This window comes from Kluyvera sp. STS39-E (genome assembly GCF_040932435.1).
In the GTDB taxonomy this organism is placed as follows: Bacteria; Pseudomonadota; Gammaproteobacteria; order Enterobacterales; family Enterobacteriaceae; genus Kluyvera.
The window spans coordinates 264,457-285,192 of record NZ_JBFQGA010000002.1 but is presented as its reverse complement, the minus strand read 5'-3'; the positions used below and the strand labels follow the sequence as shown (position 1 = coordinate 285,192).

Annotated in this window: 21 protein-coding genes; 4 read left to right on the top strand and 17 right to left on the bottom strand. The window is 51.6% G+C overall.

Annotation, left to right across the window (positions count from 1 at the left end; all coding sequences use genetic code 11):
• Positions 1 to 65: 65 nt before the first annotated feature.
• Positions 66 to 1,436 (bottom strand): anaerobic C4-dicarboxylate transporter DcuC, encoded by a 1,371-nt coding sequence (gene dcuC / locus AB4K05_RS04940; RefSeq protein WP_368478883.1) that lies wholly within the window; start codon positions 1,434 to 1,436, stop codon positions 66 to 68.
• A gap of 732 nt (positions 1,437 to 2,168) precedes the next feature.
• Between dcuC and pagP the strand changes: the two genes are divergently transcribed.
• Both pagP and cspE read left to right on the top strand, forming a co-directional pair.
• On the top strand, positions 2,169 to 2,717 hold the full coding sequence (gene pagP / locus AB4K05_RS04935) for a lipid IV(A) palmitoyltransferase PagP (protein ID WP_368479165.1): 549 nt from the start codon (positions 2,169 to 2,171) through the stop codon (positions 2,715 to 2,717).
• A 162-nt stretch (positions 2,718 to 2,879) separates the two neighbouring features.
• Complete coding sequence (gene cspE / locus AB4K05_RS04930; RefSeq protein WP_000034826.1) at positions 2,880 to 3,089, top strand: transcription antiterminator/RNA stability regulator CspE; 210 nt, start codon at positions 2,880 to 2,882, stop codon at positions 3,087 to 3,089.
• Positions 3,090 to 3,147: 58 nt separating this feature from the next.
• Here cspE and crcB read toward each other — a convergent pair whose 3' ends face one another.
• Positions 3,148 to 3,525: a fluoride efflux transporter CrcB gene (crcB, locus tag AB4K05_RS04925; protein ID WP_368478882.1), complete on the bottom strand. Its 378-nt coding sequence runs from the start codon at positions 3,523 to 3,525 to the stop codon at positions 3,148 to 3,150.
• 114 nt (positions 3,526 to 3,639) lie between these two features.
• On the opposite strand from crcB, the gene AB4K05_RS04920 reads away from it, so the two are divergent.
• Entirely contained in the window at positions 3,640 to 4,428 is a 789-nt protein-coding gene (locus AB4K05_RS04920; RefSeq protein WP_368478881.1) for a deaminated glutathione amidase, read from the top strand.
• A gap of 126 nt (positions 4,429 to 4,554) precedes the next feature.
• On the top strand, positions 4,555 to 4,755 hold the full coding sequence (tatE, locus tag AB4K05_RS04915) for a twin-arginine translocase subunit TatE (protein ID WP_368478880.1): 201 nt from the start codon (positions 4,555 to 4,557) through the stop codon (positions 4,753 to 4,755).
• Positions 4,756 to 4,966: 211 nt separating this feature from the next.
• On the opposite strand, the gene lipA is transcribed toward tatE, so the two are convergent.
• The 15 genes from lipA to leuS form a co-directional block, all read right to left on the bottom strand.
• Positions 4,967 to 5,932, bottom strand: a complete 966-nt coding sequence (lipA, locus tag AB4K05_RS04910; protein WP_368478879.1) for a lipoyl synthase — start codon at positions 5,930 to 5,932, stop codon at positions 4,967 to 4,969.
• A gap of 202 nt (positions 5,933 to 6,134) precedes the next feature.
• Entirely contained in the window at positions 6,135 to 7,091 is a 957-nt protein-coding gene (locus tag AB4K05_RS04905) for a YbeF family transcriptional regulator (protein ID WP_368478878.1), read from the bottom strand.
• A 306-nt stretch (positions 7,092 to 7,397) separates the two neighbouring features.
• The gene (lipB, locus tag AB4K05_RS04900; RefSeq protein WP_368478877.1) at positions 7,398 to 8,039 is read right to left on the bottom strand and encodes a lipoyl(octanoyl) transferase LipB; all 642 of its coding nucleotides are present in this window, start codon (positions 8,037 to 8,039) and stop codon (positions 7,398 to 7,400) included.
• A 97-nt stretch (positions 8,040 to 8,136) separates the two neighbouring features.
• Complete coding sequence (gene ybeD / locus AB4K05_RS04895; RefSeq protein WP_035894333.1) at positions 8,137 to 8,400, bottom strand: DUF493 family protein YbeD; 264 nt, start codon at positions 8,398 to 8,400, stop codon at positions 8,137 to 8,139.
• 105 nt (positions 8,401 to 8,505) lie between these two features.
• Positions 8,506 to 9,705 (bottom strand): D-alanyl-D-alanine carboxypeptidase DacA, encoded by a 1,200-nt coding sequence (gene dacA, locus AB4K05_RS04890; protein WP_368478876.1) that lies wholly within the window; start codon positions 9,703 to 9,705, stop codon positions 8,506 to 8,508.
• Positions 9,706 to 9,843: 138 nt separating this feature from the next.
• On the bottom strand, positions 9,844 to 10,956 hold the full coding sequence (gene rlpA, locus AB4K05_RS04885) for an endolytic peptidoglycan transglycosylase RlpA (RefSeq protein WP_368478875.1): 1,113 nt from the start codon (positions 10,954 to 10,956) through the stop codon (positions 9,844 to 9,846).
• Between the two features lie 10 nt (positions 10,957 to 10,966).
• Positions 10,967 to 12,079: a peptidoglycan glycosyltransferase MrdB gene (gene mrdB, locus AB4K05_RS04880; RefSeq protein ID WP_368478874.1), complete on the bottom strand. Its 1,113-nt coding sequence runs from the start codon at positions 12,077 to 12,079 to the stop codon at positions 10,967 to 10,969.
• A gap of 2 nt (positions 12,080 to 12,081) precedes the next feature.
• Entirely contained in the window at positions 12,082 to 13,983 is a 1,902-nt protein-coding gene (gene mrdA, locus AB4K05_RS04875; RefSeq protein ID WP_368478873.1) for a peptidoglycan DD-transpeptidase MrdA, read from the bottom strand.
• A gap of 26 nt (positions 13,984 to 14,009) precedes the next feature.
• A complete protein-coding gene (gene rlmH, locus AB4K05_RS04870) occupies positions 14,010 to 14,477 on the bottom strand; it encodes a 23S rRNA (pseudouridine(1915)-N(3))-methyltransferase RlmH (protein WP_061283467.1) in 468 nt (155 codons plus the stop codon).
• Positions 14,478 to 14,480: 3 nt separating this feature from the next.
• Positions 14,481 to 14,798, bottom strand: coding sequence for a ribosome silencing factor (gene rsfS, locus AB4K05_RS04865; protein WP_061283466.1), 318 nt, complete (start codon positions 14,796 to 14,798; stop codon positions 14,481 to 14,483).
• 259 nt (positions 14,799 to 15,057) lie between these two features.
• The gene (locus tag AB4K05_RS04860; protein WP_368478872.1) at positions 15,058 to 15,669 is read right to left on the bottom strand and encodes an adenosylcobalamin/alpha-ribazole phosphatase; all 612 of its coding nucleotides are present in this window, start codon (positions 15,667 to 15,669) and stop codon (positions 15,058 to 15,060) included.
• A gap of 23 nt (positions 15,670 to 15,692) precedes the next feature.
• Entirely contained in the window at positions 15,693 to 16,352 is a 660-nt protein-coding gene (nadD, locus tag AB4K05_RS04855) for a nicotinate-nucleotide adenylyltransferase (protein ID WP_368478871.1), read from the bottom strand.
• The gene (gene holA, locus AB4K05_RS04850) at positions 16,345 to 17,376 is read right to left on the bottom strand and encodes a DNA polymerase III subunit delta (RefSeq protein ID WP_368478870.1); all 1,032 of its coding nucleotides are present in this window, start codon (positions 17,374 to 17,376) and stop codon (positions 16,345 to 16,347) included. Before holA ends, nadD begins: the two co-directional genes overlap by 8 nt.
• Positions 17,376 to 17,948, bottom strand: a complete 573-nt coding sequence (gene lptE / locus AB4K05_RS04845; RefSeq protein WP_368478869.1) for an LPS assembly lipoprotein LptE — start codon at positions 17,946 to 17,948, stop codon at positions 17,376 to 17,378. Before lptE ends, holA begins: the two co-directional genes overlap by 1 nt.
• Before the next feature lie 14 nt (positions 17,949 to 17,962).
• On the bottom strand, positions 17,963 to 20,545 hold the full coding sequence (leuS, locus tag AB4K05_RS04840) for a leucine--tRNA ligase (protein WP_368478868.1): 2,583 nt from the start codon (positions 20,543 to 20,545) through the stop codon (positions 17,963 to 17,965).
• Positions 20,546 to 20,736 lie beyond the last annotated feature (191 nt).

Here is a 20,736-nt window from a genome sequence, read left to right as displayed (position 1 = left end):
AAGGGCGTAGCTTAATAATAAAATAAGGCGCCATGAGGCGCCTTATTTATTTGAGGGGTGAATGCTTACGATGCAGCGCCAGGGACCAGAATTTCCGTGGCAATAATGACCACAATCAGACCGACAATAACTGGCACTGAGGTACGTTTAACCACCTCAAACGGGGATATTTTTGCCATCCCTGCGACGGCAACCACCACACCGGAAACTGGAGAGATGGTACGACCAAGGTTGGAAGCCTGCAGCATTGGGATCGAAAGATAGGCTGGGTTAATACCTGAGGAGTGAGCCAGTTTAGGGATCATCTCAACGAAGGCATAGAACGGCGCATTCCCGGAGCCTGTGGTCATGGCTGCCAGCATGGTTAGTATGACCAGCACCAGCATCAGAATAATACTGGCGGAACCGAACGAGGTGGCAATCGAGATCAGGCTATTGATAAAACCAATGGTGCTAAGGCCCTGGGCAAATACGCCCGCCGCAACCAGCAGCATGACGACGCCGGCGAAGGCATCAGCCATCCCGCGATAGGCGACTTCCAAACCGGCAAAAACGTTTTGCGTATTAAAGCCACGGCAGAATTCCAGAATTGCCGCCAGCAGCATGCAGATAACCAGAATAGCGATAATATGCAGTTCTGGGCCCCACTTACCGTCAAAAATAAGCACGCCGATGATAGGTGTAAACGGCAGGATGGCGTAGAAGCTTGGCGCGGTGGTGGTAATTTCATTCACATCCAACATTTCTGGAGAAATATTTTCTTTCTTGTCCAGATAGCGTTGCCAGAAGAAATGGGCGATGGCCATGGCAATAATAGCAACGATAGAAATCGGCAGCGTGGTTTTGAATGCAAAATCAATTAACGGCATTTCAGCGGCTTTTGCAGCTAGAACCACGTCACCGGATGTTGGTGACAGAATAATCGCGGCAGGCGAGGCGCAAATTGCAGCCGCGGCACCGCGGCTGATGCCAACGTTAACCATTACCGGGAAGAGCGTTGCCATCAGCAGTACGCCAAGGCCGGTCGCGGAAGAGACGGCCAGTGACATCAGGCAGGCTACGAAGTAGGCGGCAATCATCAAAAGGTACGGCGAGTTAATAAAGCGCAGTGGCTTAGAAGCCAGCTTCACGACCATATCGTTGGCGCCGATATGCGTCATGTAGGCCGCGAAACCGCATAGCATCATAATCATCATGCCGAGATCGCCACCGCGGCTCATCAGCAAGATCTTGATATATTCGATGATATCGGTGGCAGAGTAACCGGTACTGGTTTCACTGCTTGGTAAAATCTTATGTCCCATTAATGCGCTGGCAATCAGCAACAGTAGGCCACCAACGAAAAGGACTCCCGTCGCGGAATATCCTTTGATGATGTAGCGGGCCACGCCCACAATAACCACAACACCAATCAGGAGTTCAAAGAACGTTAACATTATTAACACCTATCGCCCAGTTGTAAAATTGACGCAGACCTGCATCAAAGTAAGGGGTGGAATGTGCCGAAAAAAGCGGCAGAATTAGCTGATGAAAATCAAAAAATAGCCGAATTAAAGCGAATGATATTTCAATTTACACGATGCACTCACAAAGCTGAACATTGGCATCGTTTCGAGTATAGCGCAGTGCTGGAATAATAAACAACCAAGGTAAATAGAATGTTATTTTTTCTATAAGAACTCGCCAAAAACAGCACCGCTCTGGGCGGTGTTTTTTTTACGGTGAAGGCTTCATATTTAGAGGGTTTTTGGGCGAAATCTCATCGGCAGGGCACTCTTGTATGACGATGACTCGATAGCAAGTTAATTATTTATGGAGTGGGCTGAAAATGCTTTTATTTAAATAATAGGCGTCAGTGATTGTTATTTAATGATGAGTTCTTGGTTTATTATAAAATATAACCTTACGATATGTGCGTAAGGAGTATATCGTGATTGCCAAGCTTTCTGATTCAAAGCATTAATGATATAAATAAACCGTTATTTTACGTTAACCGCTTGCCTGACTTGACGGCTCATCTAAGAATATTCTAATTTATAATTGCAGGAGAGGGAAAAGAGAGAACATCGATACCGTTAAGGTGCGATTAAGTTTACTCTTGTTAGACTATTCTTATTAGATGATTAATTGGCAAGAGTATCGTGTTAAAACTAAATAGATTTTCTGCGTTGTTGGTTGCTGCTGCCGGGGTGTCAGGGGCGGTCCAGCCGGCCTATGCCTCTTTTACTCAGACGGTTAAAGAGGGCTACAACACCCTAAGTAGCAACGTCGCGCAAACGTGGGAAGCACCGCAAAACTATGATTTGTACATTCCTGCCATTACTTGGCATGCGCGTTTTGCTTACGATAAAGATAAAACCGATCGCTACAATGAACGCCCATGGGGTGCAGGCTTCGGGGTATCGCGCTGGGACGACAAAGGAAATTGGCACGGCATCTATCTGATGGCTTTTAAGGATTCCTACAATAAATGGGAGCCTATTGGCGGCTATGGTTGGGAAGCAACCTGGAGACCGCTGCCGGATGATAATTTCCACTGGGGACTGGGATACACCGTCGGGGTGACCGCGCGTGATAACTGGAATTACATTCCTGTTCCGGTCTTGCTGCCGATGGCATCAATCGGCTATGGCCCGGTAACGTTCCAGATGACATACATTCCAGGTACCTACAATAACGGTAATGTGTACTTCGCTTGGGCACGTATTCAGTTTTAAAAAGGGTGCTTGTAGCTAGGTTTGCGATAAAGTCAACCTGCGAATAAAAGTTAGCGACATTTATCACTTTTTAACAAACTTAGGCTGGACAAAACGCACCACAATTGTTGTACTGTTAACTGACACAGATTAGTGTCGTTTTTTCATATAAAGGTAATTTTGATGTCTAAGATTAAAGGTAACGTTAAGTGGTTTAATGAGTCCAAAGGATTCGGTTTCATTACTCCGGAAGATGGTAGCAAAGATGTATTCGTACATTTCTCTGCAATCCAGACCAACGGTTTCAAAACTCTGGCTGAAGGTCAGCGTGTAGAGTTCGAAATCACTAACGGTGCCAAAGGCCCTTCTGCTGCTAACGTAACCGCTCTGTAAGCGACAATAGCAGTCAGAATTCAAAACCCGCTTAATCGCGGGTTTTTTTTATTCTTTTTTAGCGACTGGCGCTGAACAACCAGAAGGCGATTGCCGTCATAGCGAATGACCCCAGAAGGTTCACGGCGATGTTCAGCAGTGCCCAGCTGACTTTCCCCTCTTGCAGCAAAAAGACCACTTCAGCCGAAAAGGTAGAGAAGGTTGTCAGTCCACCGCAAAAACCGGTGGTGATAAGCAGTTTCCAGAGCGGATCAATCTGCGGCAGTCGGTTAAACCACGCTAAGCCCGCACCAATGATAAAAGCACCAATTAGGTTTGCCGTAAGCGTGCCCAGCGGCAGAATTTGGTGCATGGGATTGAACCTCATACTCAGCAAGTAGCGAGCCACGCTGCCGGTACCCCCACCGATAAAAACGGCTAATAAAAGTTGCATCATGCGTATTTCCTGCCATTTTTGAGTCATGCCCTGAGTGTAGCGTCAAAGGGCCAACTTAACGATATGCTTCATTATTCATAGTGTTGATATATTAGCAAAAATCTGGAGGGGACGATGCGGGTTGCAGCAGGGCAGTTCGGGGTGACGCCACAGTGGCAAGTAAATGCGCAGACCTGCGTGAGTTTGATGCAATCAGCCGTCGAGCAGGGCGCTTCGCTACTAGTATTGCCAGAAGCGCTACTGGCACGTAGTGATGGCGACCCGGACCTGTCGGTTAAATCGGCGCAGCCGCTGGATGGCGGTTTTATGCAGTTGCTCAAAGCGCAGAGCCGACGCGACACGCTGACTACGATATTGACCATTCATACGCCTTCCAGTGAGGGGCGAGCCAACAATACGCTGGTGGTCCTGCGCGCCGGTGAGGTGATTGCCCACTACCACAAGCTGCATCTGTATGATGCTTTCTCTATTCAAGAGTCTAAGCACGTCGATGCGGGGCGGGAATTGCCGCCGTTGATTGAGGTAGCGGGTTTTCAGATTGGACTGATGACGTGTTATGACCTGCGATTTCCCGATATGGCTTTGGCTCTGGCATTGCAGGGGGCAGAGGTATTGGCGCTTCCGGCCGCTTGGGTTCGTGGCCCGCTGAAAGAACATCACTGGTCTACGTTATTGGCCGCGCGAGCGCTGGATACAACCTGCTATTTGGTGGCGAGCGGAGAGTGCGGGAGTCGTAACATCGGGCAAAGCAGGATTGTTGATCCCCTTGGTGTGACTTTGGGGGGAGCAACTCAACTGCCGCATTTGGTTGTCTGTGATATTCAGCGCGAACATCTTTTAACCGTTCGGCAGCAGTTACCGGTGCTACAGAACCGACGCTTTGCGCTACCGCAATTAACGTGACGTTTTTTTAAACAACGCTTGATTCACCTTGTTACAGATTGCTATTGTGTGCACGCGCCAGATGACCGTTAATAAAGGGCAGTGATGTGGCGCATTTTGCAGCCTGTTTTTGAGAAGAAGGTATCTATGGGTGAGATTAGTATTACCAAACTGCTGGTAGTGGCAGCACTGATTGTTCTGGTGTTTGGTACCAAAAAATTACGGACTTTGGGTGGAGATTTGGGTTCAGCGATCAAAGGCTTTAAGAAAGCGATGAATGACGATGAAACCAGCGCGCAGAAAAGCGTAGACGAAACTCCGGCCGAGAAGCTCTCTCATAAAGAGTAAGCAGGGCAGCGTTTAATGTCAGGTGCGCAATGCGCGCATCTTACACGCCGGAGTCACTTCCGGCAGAAAGGGCTACAGCGTGATCACGTTGTAGCCTTTTTTCATGGCAAATGGATTGCTAATGATGTTTCATTGCAACAATTTGTGTCGCATTAAGCAAAAAAAAGCCGCTGTCATGAAGAGAGCGGCTTTTTTTATTTCTGCACCAATCTTACTTCACTTCCATGCCTTTAGCCTGGAGATCCGCATGGTAGGACGAACGAACGAATGGGCCGCAGGCTGCATGGGTAAAGCCCATTGCCATGGCTTCCTCTTTCATCTCTTCAAATTCGTCCGGGCTAACATAACGTTGAACCGGCAGGTGATGACGACTTGGCTGCAAATACTGCCCCAGTGTCAGCATGGTGACACCGTGGCTACGCAGGTCGCGCATAACTTCAATGATTTCGGCATTGGTTTCACCCAGACCTACCATCAGACCTGATTTAGTCGGGATATCCGGATGTGCTTCTTTAAAACGCTCCAGCAGTTTCAGCGACCAATTGTAGTCAGCGCCCGGACGTACGTTACGGTATACACGCGGCACGTTTTCCAAGTTGTGGTTGAAAACGTCTGGTGGCGTAGCGGTCAGAATTTCGAGCGCGCGATCCATACGACCACGGAAGTCTGGTACCAGCGTTTCAATCTTGATGGTTGGGCTTTTCTCACGAATCGCGCTGATGCAATCCGCAAAATGCTGTGCACCGCCATCGCGCAGATCGTCGCGATCCACCGAGGTAATCACGACATAGCGCAGCGCCATGTCGGCAATGGTCTGGGCAAGTTTCTGTGGTTCGTTCGCATCCGGCGCAATTGGGCGGCCGTGGGCAACGTCACAGAACGGGCAACGGCGGGTACAGATAGCGCCCAAAATCATAAAGGTCGCGGTGCCGTGGTTAAAGCATTCGGCCAAGTTAGGACAGGATGCTTCTTCACAAACCGAGTGCAGACCATTTTTACGCATGGCCGCTTTAATGCCCTGGATACGGGAGGAGTCTGCCGGAAGTTTAATTTTCATCCATTCCGGTTTTCGCAACAGCGCTTCACGCTCCGTAACGACGTTTTTTACCGGGATAAGGGCCATTTTATCGGCGTCACGGTACTTAACACCGCGTTCCATCACAATGGGTTTACTCATAGCATGCGTCTTCCAGTTCCGAGTATCGAGGGAAAGCTTTTCAATTCAAGGTATTGTTGTATTTATCAACTATTTTTGAATTAATTGCAGGCAGTATACCATTGAAACGGGGTATAAAGCAGCCTAACTGACCGTCAAATTGTAAAATAGTTGTTGAATAATGCTTTTTCGCAAGCCGATGGTGCCTCAGAGTGGATGATGCTCAGAATGCCTCATGAATGACGTTGATAATGTTTTGCATTACCGGGTCACGCAGGCTGAGTTTGTTGTAATGCAATGAAAAATCGACCTGTTCTTGTTGTAGCGGGGCAAAGTCCAGCGCGCGCAGTGGCCAGCACTGTTTGAAGATATGGTAAAAGCGAAGCGGCATAATGCCGATCAGATCGCTTGAAGCGATCAGTGACGCGATAGTGAATAGATTGTAACTACTTACGCTGACCTGACGGTCTGGCAGCATATCGCGAATACGCTTGTATAGGTCATTCTGCCCGGCGCCGTCCATCGTCAACAGCGTATGCTCATATTGCATCAGCGCATCGACAGAAGGTTTCTCACCGTTGACCGGGTGGTCATTGCGACAAACCAGCACCAACTTATCGCTAAACAGCGGATGACGTCCCAGAGTGCGAGGATTGTTGTGTTCGTGGTTATCAATAATTAAGTCGGTCTGGAACTGGCTAAGCTGCGCATTGGCATCGGTAACGGCAACATTACGCAGCAGCACCTGCGGGTACGCCTTTTTGACAACCTGATAAATGACCGGCATCACGATGGCGCCTACCGATGCGGCAGTGCCTATCGTTATCACCCGCTGCTTGTCGTAGCTTCCGTTAAGATCTAATGCCCCAAGGATCGATTCAAGTCCTTGGCTAATGTATTCATGAAGGTGGGTGGCATAGGCTGTTGGCGTGACGCCTTGGCCTTTACGAATAAACAGCGGGTCGGGAAACAACACTCTGAGCTTCTGGATCGATTGGCTGATAGCTGATGGCGTGAGGTTAAGGATTTTAGCGGCATTAACGATGCCTTTATGCACGTAAACTGCTTCAAATATGGTCAATAGATTAAGATCTATATTACGCAGGGTACGGAATATCTGCGGCGTATCATTATCGACATTCAGATTTTTTTTATTCTCGGGCTTATCGTTAGAATCCACACTACTCACTCCATATTCATTCATACCATGAATGATAGTTGATGATTTCATTATCATTATTATTCTGGCGGGATGAAATTCGCAAGATGTAAAAAACAATTTTTCTAGATTACTCAATGCATTAGTCGAGCTAATGTATTCACAGTATCTATGTAATAAAGACCTTTTATTTCATGCTAATGAGATCCAAGTACAAATTTAGTGTAGAAGCGTATAGAAAAAGCACAAATTTTTGCGTTATTACAAATTACCGTGATGAACTTGGCGAGATGGCCCAATAAATATTAGGCCAAAATATATAATATATTATTCGGAGAGGTATTGATGAGGGGGATTGTTTAGCAGTGCTAAAAATTGGGATACCAGAATTGTGGATATATTATCTGGTTTTGCATCGGCAGCCCAGTTTGAGACCTGATCCATCTCCATACCCGCATAACCACACGGATTGATGCGCAAAAACGGTGAGAGATCCATAGCGATATTCAACGCTAGGCCGTGAAATGAGCAGCCTTTACGGATACGTAGCCCCAGAGAGCAAATTTTCTTTTCTCCCACGTAGACACCCGGCGCGTCGGCGCGAGGATGGGCCTCGATACCCAATTGTGCCAGCGTATTCACCACGGTTTGTTCTAGCAGGGTGACCAGTTCGCGAACGCCAAGTTTGCGGCGTCTAAGATTGAGCAGGACATACATCACCTGCTGACCTGGACCGTGATAGGTGACCTGTCCGCCTCTGTCGCTTTGGATTACCGGGATATCACCTGCAACCAGCACGTGCTCGGCTTTACCCGCTTGTCCTTGGGTAAAGACCGGGAGATGCTCCACCAGCCAGATTTCATCAAGCGTGGTTTCATCGCGATTATCAGTAAAGTCGTGCATTGCCTGTGAGACAGGCTCGTAGGGTTGCAGACCCAATTGACGGATGAGAAGGGTATTAACGTCCAAAACAGCGTCTCCGCAGGGAGGAAATGATGGGGGCAGAGTATATCACAGCGGGAGGGGAGGAGGCGTTACCCGGCAGTGCCGGGTAACGGCGGTGCAATTACAGCACCATACGAACGATTTCAATATTGCCTAACTCTTCGTACAGCGTCTCAACCTGCTCAATGTGAGTAGCATTGATGGTAATGGACACCGAGTGGTAATTGCCTTTGCTGCTTGGCTTTATCTGCGGAGAGTAGTCACCTGGCGCATGGCGCTGTACCACTTCAACCACCAGGTCAACCAGCTCAGGTTTCGCCAGACCCATTACTTTGTAAGTAAATGGTGTAGGGAATTCAAGCAGTTCGTTCAGTTTGGTTTTCATGTCAGCTCCAGTGTTAAAAAAGAACAACTCCCGCATCTAAGGCGGGAGTTGTTTTGCTATGCATATTATATGGGGATGGAAATCACACTTTCAAGTGGGTGATTTTTAACCAAACCAGTGGTGGAACATTAATTTAATGTAATCAATGATATTGCCGAAGAAGTTACCTTCAGGGATCTCTTGCAGTACCACCAGTGGGCGCTGATCGATAACTTTGCCATCAAGCTGGAAGTTAATGGTACCCACAACTTGGTTTTTCTGCAGAGGCGCGTGCAGTTCGCTATTGTTCAGCACGTAGCTGGCCTTCAGGTCTTTCATGCGGCCGCGTGGGATGGTCAGGTAAACGTCTTTATCCACACCGAGGGATGCACGGTCGGTATCGCCAAACCAAGCTGGCTCAGACGCAAACTCTTTGCCGGCTTTAATTGGGTTAACGGTTTCAAAGAAACGGAAGCCCCAGGTCAGCAGTTTTTTGCTCTCGGTTTCGCGGCCTTTATAGGTGCGACCACCCATCACAGCAGAAACTAGGCGCATCTGGCCTTCGGTTGCGGAGGCAACCAAGTTATAGCCGGCTTTATCGGTATGGCCAGTTTTAATGCCGTCAACGTTCAGGCTGTTGTCCCACAGCAGACCGTTACGGTTCATCTGGCGAATACCGTTAAAGGTGAACTCTTTTTCTTTGTAGATGGTGTACTCATTCGGTACGTCGCGGATTAGCGCCTGACCGATAAGCGCCATATCGCGCGCAGAGCTGTACTGCCCATCAGCATCCAGGCCGTGAACGGTCTGGAAGTGGGTATTTTTCAGGCCCAACTGGGTTACGTAATTGTTCATCAGGCCCACGAAGGAGTCCTGGCTACCGGCTACGTAATCGGCCATCGCAACGCAGGCATCGTTGCCTGACTGCAGGTTAATCCCGCGGATCAGCTGTGATACTGGAACCTGCATCCCTGGTTTTAAGAACATCAGGGAAGAGCCTTTGAACACCGGGTTACCGGTTGCCCAAGCATCGTTACCAATGGTGACCAGATCGGATTCTTTAAATTTACCCGCTCTCATCGCCTGACCAATGACGTAACTGGTCATCATTTTGGTCAGACTCGCCGGATCGCGACGAGAATCTGCGTTCTGTTCTGCCAACACCTTGCCGGAGTTGTAATCAATAAGAATGTAGGATTCCGCGTCAATCTGCGGAACGCCTGGGATCATTGTTTTAATGTTCAGGTCTTCGGCGTGGGCAGCGGAAGTCAGGGCTGCTACTGAAAGCACCGGAATGAGTAATCGTGCGAGGAAAGAGATCTTCATGGTCAGAACAACGACGTCCGTGATGGAGTTAAAAAAGTGCCTTACTATAACAAATGCCCTTCAGACAGGCATCCGACATCGCATATGACTTTGTTAATAACTTTTACATTTGCGAAAATTCGGACGCCTCTTAGCATTCTAGTTGGCGCGTGTAATAAACGATTGCAGCTGTGCTTCGCTCTGCAAACGCTGCTGTATTGTGCCGGCCTCGCTTTTGCTGGCAAACGGACCAAGCTGAATACGCCAGACCGCGCCATTTTGTGTTACACGGCCCGGAACGGAGAACTGTTGACTTAGGCGCTGCTGATACTGCTGGGCGCGCGTTTGGTCGCTGACAGCGCCAACCTGAACGACGTAATCACCGGTCGCGGCAGCAGCGGTTGCGGTGGGTGCGGAAACGGCCGCCGCTGGCGTTGCGCTTACCGGTGCTGCCACCGGCGCGGCAGTTTGGGCTGGAGCCGCTACTGCCGGGGCGGTTTCTTCCAACACGCCGCTATTGAGCGGGGTTGGGGCGCCGAGGAAGCCACCACTTTTCACCGGTGCACCTTCGCCAGCGTTAGCGGAGGCCAGCGTATCATTACTGATAGCGCGTACGTCACCCTGCAGTGCAGCAGCCTGTGGCGCGGAGGATACGCTCCCCATGCCGCCACTTAGGTCAGGACGGTCAGGCAGTGCGTAAGTCTGCTTAGCCACGGTCGTACAAGCCATGCCGGGACCGGAAAGTGAACCATCCTGGGCGACAATAATCGGATCGATACGAACTTTGGTATTGTTCGAGTTATTGAGGCGGTCCGCTGCGGCGCGTGAAAGCGAGATCACGCGATCGTTACCGTATGGGCCGCGATCGTTGATGCGAACCACGATCATCCGGCCGTTAGCCAAGTTCGTGATACGTGCATAGCTAGGAATTGGCAGCGTCGGGTGGGCTGCGGTAAGTTGATTCGGATCGAATGCTTCGCCGCTGGCCGTCAGGTTGCTACCCGGTTCAGCATCATAAATTGCTGCAAATCCGGCTTGGCTGAATCTGGACGGGTCCTGCACGATTTTGTATTTCTTACCGTCGCGTTCATAGTCCTGATTGGCGGTGGCATTCAGGGGTTCAAAGCGCGGATCGGCCCCGCTGATTTCTACTACCGGGCCATTACATACCGCAGGTTGTGGCGCGGAAACGGTTTGTTGCTGAACATCATCACTCGAACAAGCCGCCAGCAGCCCTGCCGCTATGCAGATCCCAAGCCATTGCTTACGCATTGAGCACCTCTTAGACGCTTTTTGACAACATTTTTCTGTGGGTATGTATCGACATGACGATACCAAACCCGGCCATCAGTACAATCAGGGCAGACCCCCCGTAGCTGACCAGCGGTAGCGGAACGCCTACCACCGGCAAGATGCCACTTACCATACCAATATTTACGAAGACATAAACGAACAAAATCAGCATCAAACCACCGGCCATTACTCGGCCAAAGGTGGTTTGCGCCTGGGCGGCAATCCACAGGCCGCGCATAATCAGCAGGACATAGAGCGCCAGCAGAATCAAAATACCGATAAGCCCCAGCTCTTCGGCGAGTACCGCAAAGATAAAGTCGGTGTGGCGTTCAGGTAAAAATTCCAACTGAGACTGGGTCCCGTGAAGCCAACCTTTTCCGCGCAGACCGCCGGAACCGATGGCGATTTTGGACTGAATAATATGGTAACCCGCGCCCAGTGGGTCTGATTCCGGGTCGAGCAGCATCATCACACGTTGGCGCTGATAATCGTGCATCAGGAAGAACCACAAAATCGGGATAAATGCCGCAACCAGCAGGACGGCAACCAAAATCAAGCGCCAGCTCAGACCCGCAAGGAACAGCACGAACAACCCTGAGAGGGCAACAAGAATCGAAGTCCCAAGGTCGGGCTGCGCGGCGACCAGCAGGGTCGGCATGAAAATCAGCACCAGCGCGATAGCGGTGTTTTTCAGCGATGGCGGGCAGACATCGCGGTTGATAAAGCGCGCCACCATCAGCGGAACGGCAATCTTAGCAATCTCAGACGGCTGGAAGCGGACAAAACCGAGATCGAGCCAGCGCTGTGCGCCTTTTGAGATTGCACCAAAGGCGTCAACCGCCACCAAGAGAATAATACAGATGATGTACAGCCACGGCGCCCAGCCTTCGTACACGCGCGGCGGGATTTGTGCCATCACCACCATAATCACCAGCCCCATGGCGATCTGGCCGATTTTGCGCTCCGTCATCCCCATATCCTGGCCGCTGGCGCTCCAGATAACCAGCGCGCTGTAGGTTAGCAGCGCCAACAGGATCAGCAGCATGGTGGGATCGATATGGATTTTATTCCAGAACGATCGTTTGTTCGGATTATCCGTCATAATTATTGGTCCTCCGCAGCGGTGGCCGCTGGGGTTTCTGCTGGCAAGTCGGTGTTGTTGTCGCCCAGCATGATGTGGTCAAGGATCTGACGCATGATGGTACCCACCGCCGGGCCTGCGCCGCCGTTCTCTAAGATAATAGCGACGGCAACCTGTGGGTCGTTGTACGGCGCAAAGGCGGTCATCAGTTTATGGTCACGCAAACGCTCGGCAATACGATGGGCGTTATACGTTTCGTTGGCTTTCAGGCCAAAGACCTGTGCAGTACCGGACTTGGCTGCGATTTTATACGGTGCGCTGGCGAAGTATTTATGCGCCGTACCGTTGCCACGGTTGGCAACGCCGTACATCCCGTCTTTCGCAATTTCCCAGAAGCCAGAGTGAATGTCGCCAATCGGTGGCTCCTGTGGCTGCGCCCAAGGTACTTTTTTCCCTTCTTCCACGGTGCTTGCCAGCAGGTGAGGGGTTTTAATCACGCCATCGTTAATCAGGATCATCAGCGCTTTGCTCATCTGGATTGGCGTTGCCGTCCAGTAACCCTGGCCGATACCGACCGGAATGGTGTCGCCCTGATACCACGGCTTTTTAAAGCGTTTGAGCTTCCAATCACGGGTTGGCATGTTGCCTGAGCGTTCTTCTGAAAGGTCGATGCCGGTGTAGTCACCGTAACCGAACTTAGTCATCCATTCGGATAGACGGTCGATCCCCATGTCGTAGGCGACCTGGTAGAAGAAGGTATCCGCGGATTCTTCCAGCGCTTTGGTGACATTCAGGTGGCCGTGGCCCCATTTTTTCCAGTCACGATAGCGTTTTTCAGAACCCGGAAGCTGCCACCAACCTGGGTCAAACAGGCTGGTATTGCGGTTGATGACACCCGCGCTCATCGCGGAAACGGCAACGTAAGGTTTCACCGTCGATGCCGGTGGGTAGACCCCCTGCGTGGCACGGTTAACCAGCGGCGTGTTCGGGTCGTTTAGCAGGCCGCTATAGTCTTTGCTGGAGATGCCATCAACAAACAGGTTCGGGTCGTAGCTTGGCATGGAGACCAGCGCCAGGATGCTGCCATTACGTGGATCGGTGACCACCACAGCGGCGCGACTTCCTGCCAGCAGCGTTTCCACATATTGCTGTAGTTTAAGATCCAGCGTCAGATAAATATCGTGCCCGGCCTGCGGCGGCACTTCTTTGAGTTGACGGATGACGCGGCCACGGTTGTTGACTTCAACCTCTTCATAACCGGTCTGTCCATGCAGCATATCTTCGTAGTAACGCTCGATGCCGAGCTTACCGATATCGTGGGTGGCGGCATAGTTGGCAAGCTTGCCATCTTTGTCCAGTCTGTCGACGTCTTTATCGTTAATTTTTGATACGTAGCCGATAACGTGGGTCAGGGCAGAGCCGTAGGGATAGAAGCGGCGTTTATAGCCTTTAACTTCAACGCCCGGGAAGCGGTACTGGTTAACGGCAAAGCGCGCCACCTGAACTTCCGTGAGGTTGGTTTTTAGGGCAATCGAGGTGAAGCGATGCGAGCGAGCGCGCTCTTTTTTAAAGGCGGCGATATCGTCGTCAGACAGATCGACGACGTTGCGCAGACCGTCAATGGTCTGCTGCACGCTGTCGACTTTTTCGGGCATGATTTCCAGCTGGTAGATGGTGCGATTAAGCGCCAGCGGGGTGCCGTTGCGATCGTAAATAATGCCGCGGCTAGGCGCGATAGGCACCAATTTAATGCGGTTTTCGTTTGAACGCGTCTGGTAGTCGGTAAAACGGACGATCTGCAAATTGTAAAGGTTGGCAATTAGCACGCCGGTCAGCAGCAAAATTCCCAAAAAAGCGACCACCGCCCGGCGCACAAAGAGCGCGGACTCTGCCGTATAGTCGCGAAAAGAATTCTGTAATTTCATTCGCTGCTTAATCTACCTAGGTCTCATTACTCGCGGTGGTAAGGATGGTTGGTGGTAATACTCCACGCCCGATACAGGCTTTCGGCGACCAGCACGCGCACAAGCGGGTGCGGCAGCGTCAATGTGGAAAGCGACCAACTTTGTTCGGCTGCGGCCTTGCATGCCGGAGAAAGACCTTCAGGACCGCCAATCAGCAAGCTGACGTCACGACCATCCTGCTTCCAGCGTTCCAGCTCTCGAGCAAGTTGCGGCGTATCCCAAGGTTTTCCAGGAATATCCAGCGTGACAATACGGTTTTTTCCTGCGGCGGCGAGCATCATCTCGCCTTCTTTATCCAGAATACGTTTGATATCCGCATTCTTGCCGCGCTTACCAGCAGGAATTTCTACCAGTTCGAACGGCATATCTTTCGGAAAACGACGAAGGTATTCGGTAAAACCGGTTTGTACCCAATCCGGCATTTTGGTGCCGACGGCGACCAACTGCAGCTTCACAACTTAACTCCAGAGCTTTTCCAGTTCATACAGGCGACGGCTCTCTTCCTGCATAACGTGGACGATAACATCACCGAGATCGACGACGATCCAGTCAGCTACGTTTTCGCCTTCAACGCCCATCGGCAGCAGACCGGCAGCGCGAGATTCCTGTACCACATGATCGGCAATAGACATAACGTGGCGGCTGGAAGTACCGGTGCAGATAACCATGCAGTCGGTGATGCTGGATTTACCGTGAACATCGATGGTGACGATATCCTGACCTTTCAAATCATCAATTTTGTCGACAACAAAATCCTGGAGTTCTTTACCCTGCAAGTGTTCCCCCTGGGGTGTGAAGATAAACAATATAAAATAGCCCGACAGTATACCCGAACAAAACTGAATGTCGGGACAAAAAAACACCTAGCGGCGTTCTGGCGGGCTATCATCCCATTCCTTAATGCCGATTGCATCGCCATTTTTGTAAAACAATCTCTGTCTACAAGTGCTGGAGGGGGATGTTTCAGGCAGCGGAGAATAACAGTCTATTTATGTGTGTCAATGGCTTGGCGGATCTCAGGTGCAGAAATCGGTTTTATCCCTCGTTTGGCGACCAAATAGCTCTGCTATTGAGCACTCTCAGCGTGGTGAACTGTTCGCTGATATCAATAACGCTCCACGCACCTTGGTCGATACGAAAATGCCACATGCTGGCGGTTGGCATGCCTAACAGCAGAGCGGTCAGCAGGCTCAGCACGCCCTGATGGCTGACGATAAGTAGGTTCTTATCGTGATAACCGGCAAGCTCATCGACGAAGTTTTTTACGCGCTGGGAAAAGTCAGGGAAGCTCTCACCGTTGGTTGGCGCTGCATGCTGCCAGTCGGCGCACCAAGCATCATAGTTTGCTTTATCTTCAACCTGAAGGTCGCGATGGTGACGCATTTCCCAGTCACCGAAAAACATCTCGTTTAATGGTGAATGCTCGCTAAGGGGGATTTTCCTGTCGCCGAGAAGCAAACGAGCGGTATGCTGAGTCCGTTCGAGTTCGCTGCACAGCACGCGATCAAAGGGCACCTCGCTTAGCATTTCGCCAAGACGATATGCCTGCTGCTGGCCTTTATCCGTGAGTGGGGTGGGGGCGTGGCCGCTATACAGTCCGGCAACGTTAGCTTCGGTTTCGCCATGACGCACAAACCAGAGTTTCATGGTGCTTCCCCCTTGATATTGCGCTATGCGCCGTGGTGGTACAGCCCTTGCTGCATGATGTAGGTTAGAACCGCATCCGGCATCATCTCTGCGCACGATTCATTACGCTGCAAGCGTTCACGAATTAGCGTTGCCGAGACATCGAACCAAGGAGTTTCTGCAAGATAGATTTTGCCTGCAGGTTGATTATGCAAATCTTCAATATTGCTGGTGAGATGGCGGTCTAACCATTGCTGGTGAACTTCCTGCTCCATCGTGAGTGGATAACCCGGGCGACGAGTAACCAGAAGATGGGCATTATCGAGAATTGTCTCGTAGCGATGCCAGCTTGGAAATGTCAGCAGCGAATCCTGGCCGATGATAAAGGCCAGCGGCTTGTCGGCGCCCTGTTCTTGACGCCATTGTTGCAGAGTATCTGCCGTGAAGGAGGGGGTATCGCGGCGAAGTTCACGCTCGTCCAAAACAAACAGCGGCTTATCGGCAATCGCCAGCTCAACCATCAGCTTGCGCTGCTCGCTGGTGGCCTCCGGCTGCGGACGATGCGGCGGCACGTTGTTGGGCATGATGATAACCCGGGAGAGGCCAATTTGATTGGCCAAAATCTCCACCGGCTTCAGGTGACCATAATGGATGGGATCGAACGTCCCGCCGAAAAGCGCCTGTAGTTTTTCCATATCATCCATCGATAAAAACGTCGGCTAGCGCTTTATGACAAAGCAGTAGCGACAAACTTTCCAGTTCAGCCCAGATGGACTGACCGTAATCCTGTTTTAACGTTAACTCGGCGTGGCTCAATAAGGTCACCGCTTGACGTAGTTGCGGGACACTCAGACGATTGACGGCCTCACCGACCATCGCTCGGCGATTCTGCCAGACGCGATGTTTATCAAACAGGGTACGCAGCGGGGTATGCGCACTTTGGCGTTTCAACGTCACCAGCAGCAGCAGCTCGCGTTGTACCGTCCGCAGCAAAATGACCGGCTCACTGCCTTCAAGCCTCAGTTGCTGCAGGATATGCAGCGCACGTTTGCTTTTACCAGCCAGCAGCGCATCGACCCAGTGGAAAGGGGTGAAGTGTGCGGCATCGTTGACTGCCTGCTCAACGCGCGGCAGCGTGAGCTTCCCGTCTGGCCACAGCAGTGATAAACGCTCTAGCGCTTGCGCCAATGCCAGCAGGTTACCTTCATAGCAATAGCAAAGTAGCTGACTGGCGGCGTCATCTAACTGAAGATTGTGCTGTTTGGCTCGATTGGCTAACCAACGTGGTAGCTGGGCGGGCTCTGGCGTTTGACAACTTATCTGCACTGCACGAGCAGCGAGCGAGGTTAGCCATGCAGCGTTCTCCTGAGCTTTGGTCAGCTTGTTACCGCGCACGATAAGCAGGAGATCGTCATGGAGCAGGCTTACCAGCGTAGCCAGCTGTTCGTTGATAGCCGCGTTGGGGCCATTTTCCGGCAGAATTAAAAGCAGCGTTTGCCGGCTGGCAAACAGGCTCATCGCCTGGCAAAGCGAAAATAGCTCATTCCAGTCGGTGCTGGCATCAAGCGTAAAGGTGTGATGCTCGATAAAGCCCGCGCTGACGGCGGCATGCCGAATCGCGTCTTGGCTTTCTTGAAGGAAAAGGGGGTCATTACCGAGCAGGAGATACGCCGCGCGCAGCCCTTCAGAGAGCTGTGCGCGGAGTTGTTCTGGGTACAACCGAATCATCAGTTACCCAGAGTCGTTGATACACGAGAGCCGGTATTCGGCTTAGCGGCCGAGGTTTCTGCACTCTCTTTGACATCAGCGATGTGTACGCTTGGCAGCTTACGAATCAGCTGCTCTGCGGCCTTCTGGTACATTTCTTGGACAATCAGGCTCTGTTCGTTATCTTTTGCCAACGCCTGTTGAGGGTTGTCAAAGAATGAACGATACACTTTGGTCGAGATCGGGAAGATATCTTGACCTGGGATCAGCACCGTTGCATCGGCCGTCAGGACCATTTGGTATTCTGCCGTTTGACCGTTCTGGAATACAGAAGCGGTATCTTGCGCAATACTCACTCTCCCTAGGCGTAGCGAAGGAACATCCTGACGCAACGTGCTCTGATCAAGCACGGTAATGTCATTGCTTCGCAGCTGCTCGCGTACCGCCCGGCTGAATGGACCGTTTGGATCGCTGCTTTGCAGGATCAATGTTTTCATTTCGTCCGGCACCTGCGTGGTACTACGCAGATGCCAGCCGCATCCGGCGGTGGCCAGCACCGCCAAAGATATCAACAATGTTGTCAGAAATCGCACGCTTCCTCCCGCGCTTAGCCAACGACCAGGTTAAGCAGCTTGCCCGGTACGTAGATGACTTTACGTATGGTCACGCCCTCAAGGTATTTTGCAACCAGGTGTTCCTGGCCTGCACGTTCACGTACTTGCTCTTCAGTCGCATCAACCGCAACGGTGATTTTACCGCGAACTTTACCGTTAACCTGAACGACGACCAGCGTAGTGTTTTCCACCATCGCTTTTTCGTCGGCAACAGGCCACGGCGCGTTGTCGATATCGCCTTCACCGCCCAGTTCTTGCCACAGAGTAAAGCAGGCATGTGGGGTGAACGGGTTGAGCATACGCACGACGGACAGCAATGCTTCTTGCATCAGCGCGCGATCCTGCTCGCCTTCCTGAGGTGCTTTCGCCAGCTTATTCATCAGCTCCATCACTGCCGCGATAGCGGTGTTGAACGTCTGACGACGACCGATATCATCGGTGACTTTGGCGATAGTTTTGTGAACGTCGCGACGCAGCGCCTGCTGGTCTTCGCTCAGTGCATCGACATTCAGCGCGGCAACTGGGCCACGTGCGGTGTGTTCGTAGGCCAGTCTCCAAACACGTTTCAGGAAGCGGTTTGCCCCTTCCACGCCGGATTCCTGCCATTCCAGAGTCATGTCTGCTGGGGAGGCGAACATCATAAACAGACGCACGGTATCCGCGCCGTAGCGCTCAACCATTACCTGCGGGTCGATACCGTTGTTTTTCGACTTGGACATTTTGCTCATGCCGGTATACACCAGTTCATGACCTTCAGCGTCCTTCGCCTTCACGATACGACCTTTTTCGTCGCGCTCAACGATGGCATCAACAGGAGAAATCCAGTTACGCTCACCGTTTACACCTACGTAGTAGAAGGCATCTGCCAGCACCATGCCCTGACACAGCAGCTGCTTAGCGGGTTCATCAGAGTTAACGAGGCCTGCGTCGCGCATCAGTTTGTGGAAGAAGCGGAAGTACAGCAGGTGCATGATGGCGTGTTCGATACCGCCAATGTAGATATCAACCGGCAGCCAGTAGTTGGCCGCTTTCGAATCCAGCATACCTTCCTGATACTGCGGGCAGGTGTAGCGCGCATAGTACCAAGACGATTCCATAAAGGTATCGAAGGTGTCCGTTTCACGCAGGGCAGGCATGCCGTTAACGGTGGTTTTTGCCCACTCAGGATCGGCTTTAATCGGGCTTGTGATCCCGTCCATGACCACGTCTTCCGGCAGAATAACCGGCAGTTGATCTTCTGGCGTTGGCAGCACGGTGCCATCTTCCAGGGTGACCATTGGGATTGGCGCACCCCAGTAACGCTGACGGGATACACCCCAGTCGCGCAGACGGTAGTTCACTTTACGTTCGCCCACGCCCATTGCGGCCAGTTTGTCCGCGATGGCGTTGAAGCCGTCTTCGAAGCTCAGACCGTCAAATTCGCCGGAGTTGAACAGGGTGCCTTTTTCGGTCAGCGCTTGTTCGGAGATGTCTGGTTCTGAACCATCGGCGGCCAGAATAACGGGCTTAATGTTCAGGCCGTATTTGGTGGCAAATTCGTAGTCGCGCTGGTCGTGACCCGGAACGGCCATCACCGCACCCGTGCCGTATTCCATCAGCACGAAGTTCGCCGCCCATACCGGAATCGCTTCGCCCGTCAGCGGGTGAATCGCTTTAAAACCGGTATCGATGCCTTTTTTCTCCATGGTGGCCATATCGGCTTCGGCCACTTTGGTGTTGCGGCATTCATCGATGAACGCAGCCAGCTCTGGGTTATTTGCAGCAGCTTGCTGTGCCAGCGGGTGACCCGCAGCAACGGCCAGATAGGTGCAACCCATGAAGGTGTCTGGACGAGTAGTATAAACGGTCAGTTTGTCCGCGTAGTCGCCTACGTTGAAGGAGATTTCCACGCCTTCGGAACGGCCGATCCAGTTGCGCTGCATCGTTTTAACGGTGTCAGGCCAGTGGTCAAGATTATCCAAGTCACGCAGCAGTTCGTCAGCGTAAGCAGTGATCTTAATGAACCACTGCGGGATCTCTTTACGCTCAACTTTGGTGTCGCAGCGCCAGCAGCAGCCGTCGATAACCTGTTCGTTGGCCAACACGGTCTGGTCGTTCGGGCACCAGTTCACCGCAGAGGTTTTCTTATACACCAGGCCTTTTTTATACAGCTCGGTGAAGAATTTCTGTTCCCAACGGTAATATTCCGGGGTGCAGGTCGCCAGCTCACGGCTCCAGTCGTAGCCGAAGCCCAGCATTTTGAGCTGGTTTTTCATGTACGCGATGTTGTCGTACGTCCATGGCGCCGGCGCGGTGTTGTTTTTAACCGCCGCACCTTCAGCCGGCAGGCCGAACGCATCCCAGCCGATTGGCTGCAGAACGTTTTTGCCCAACATGCGCTGGTAGCGAGCAATCACATCGCCGATGGTGTAGTTACGGACGTGGCCCATGTGTAGTCGACCAGAAGGATAGGGAAGCATCGACAGGCAGTAATACTTCTCTTTGCTCTCGTCTTCAGTAACTTCAAATGTGCGCTTCTCGTCCCAGTGTTGCTGGACTCTTGATTCTATCTCTTCCGGGCGGTATTGCTCTTGCATGGCAGCCAGTGATCCTGTTTTCAATGCAGCTACAAACGTAGCCAATAGACGTGGTTTTCCAGATCCGCATAGCATAGCCCAAACAGCCCCGTCAAAACAGCCTTTCGCACGTTATGGCGGCGAAAAGCTGATGCCGTAATTTGTGAACTCTGTGGCACACATGGCAGAGCGAAAAGGAAATAACGGCTACT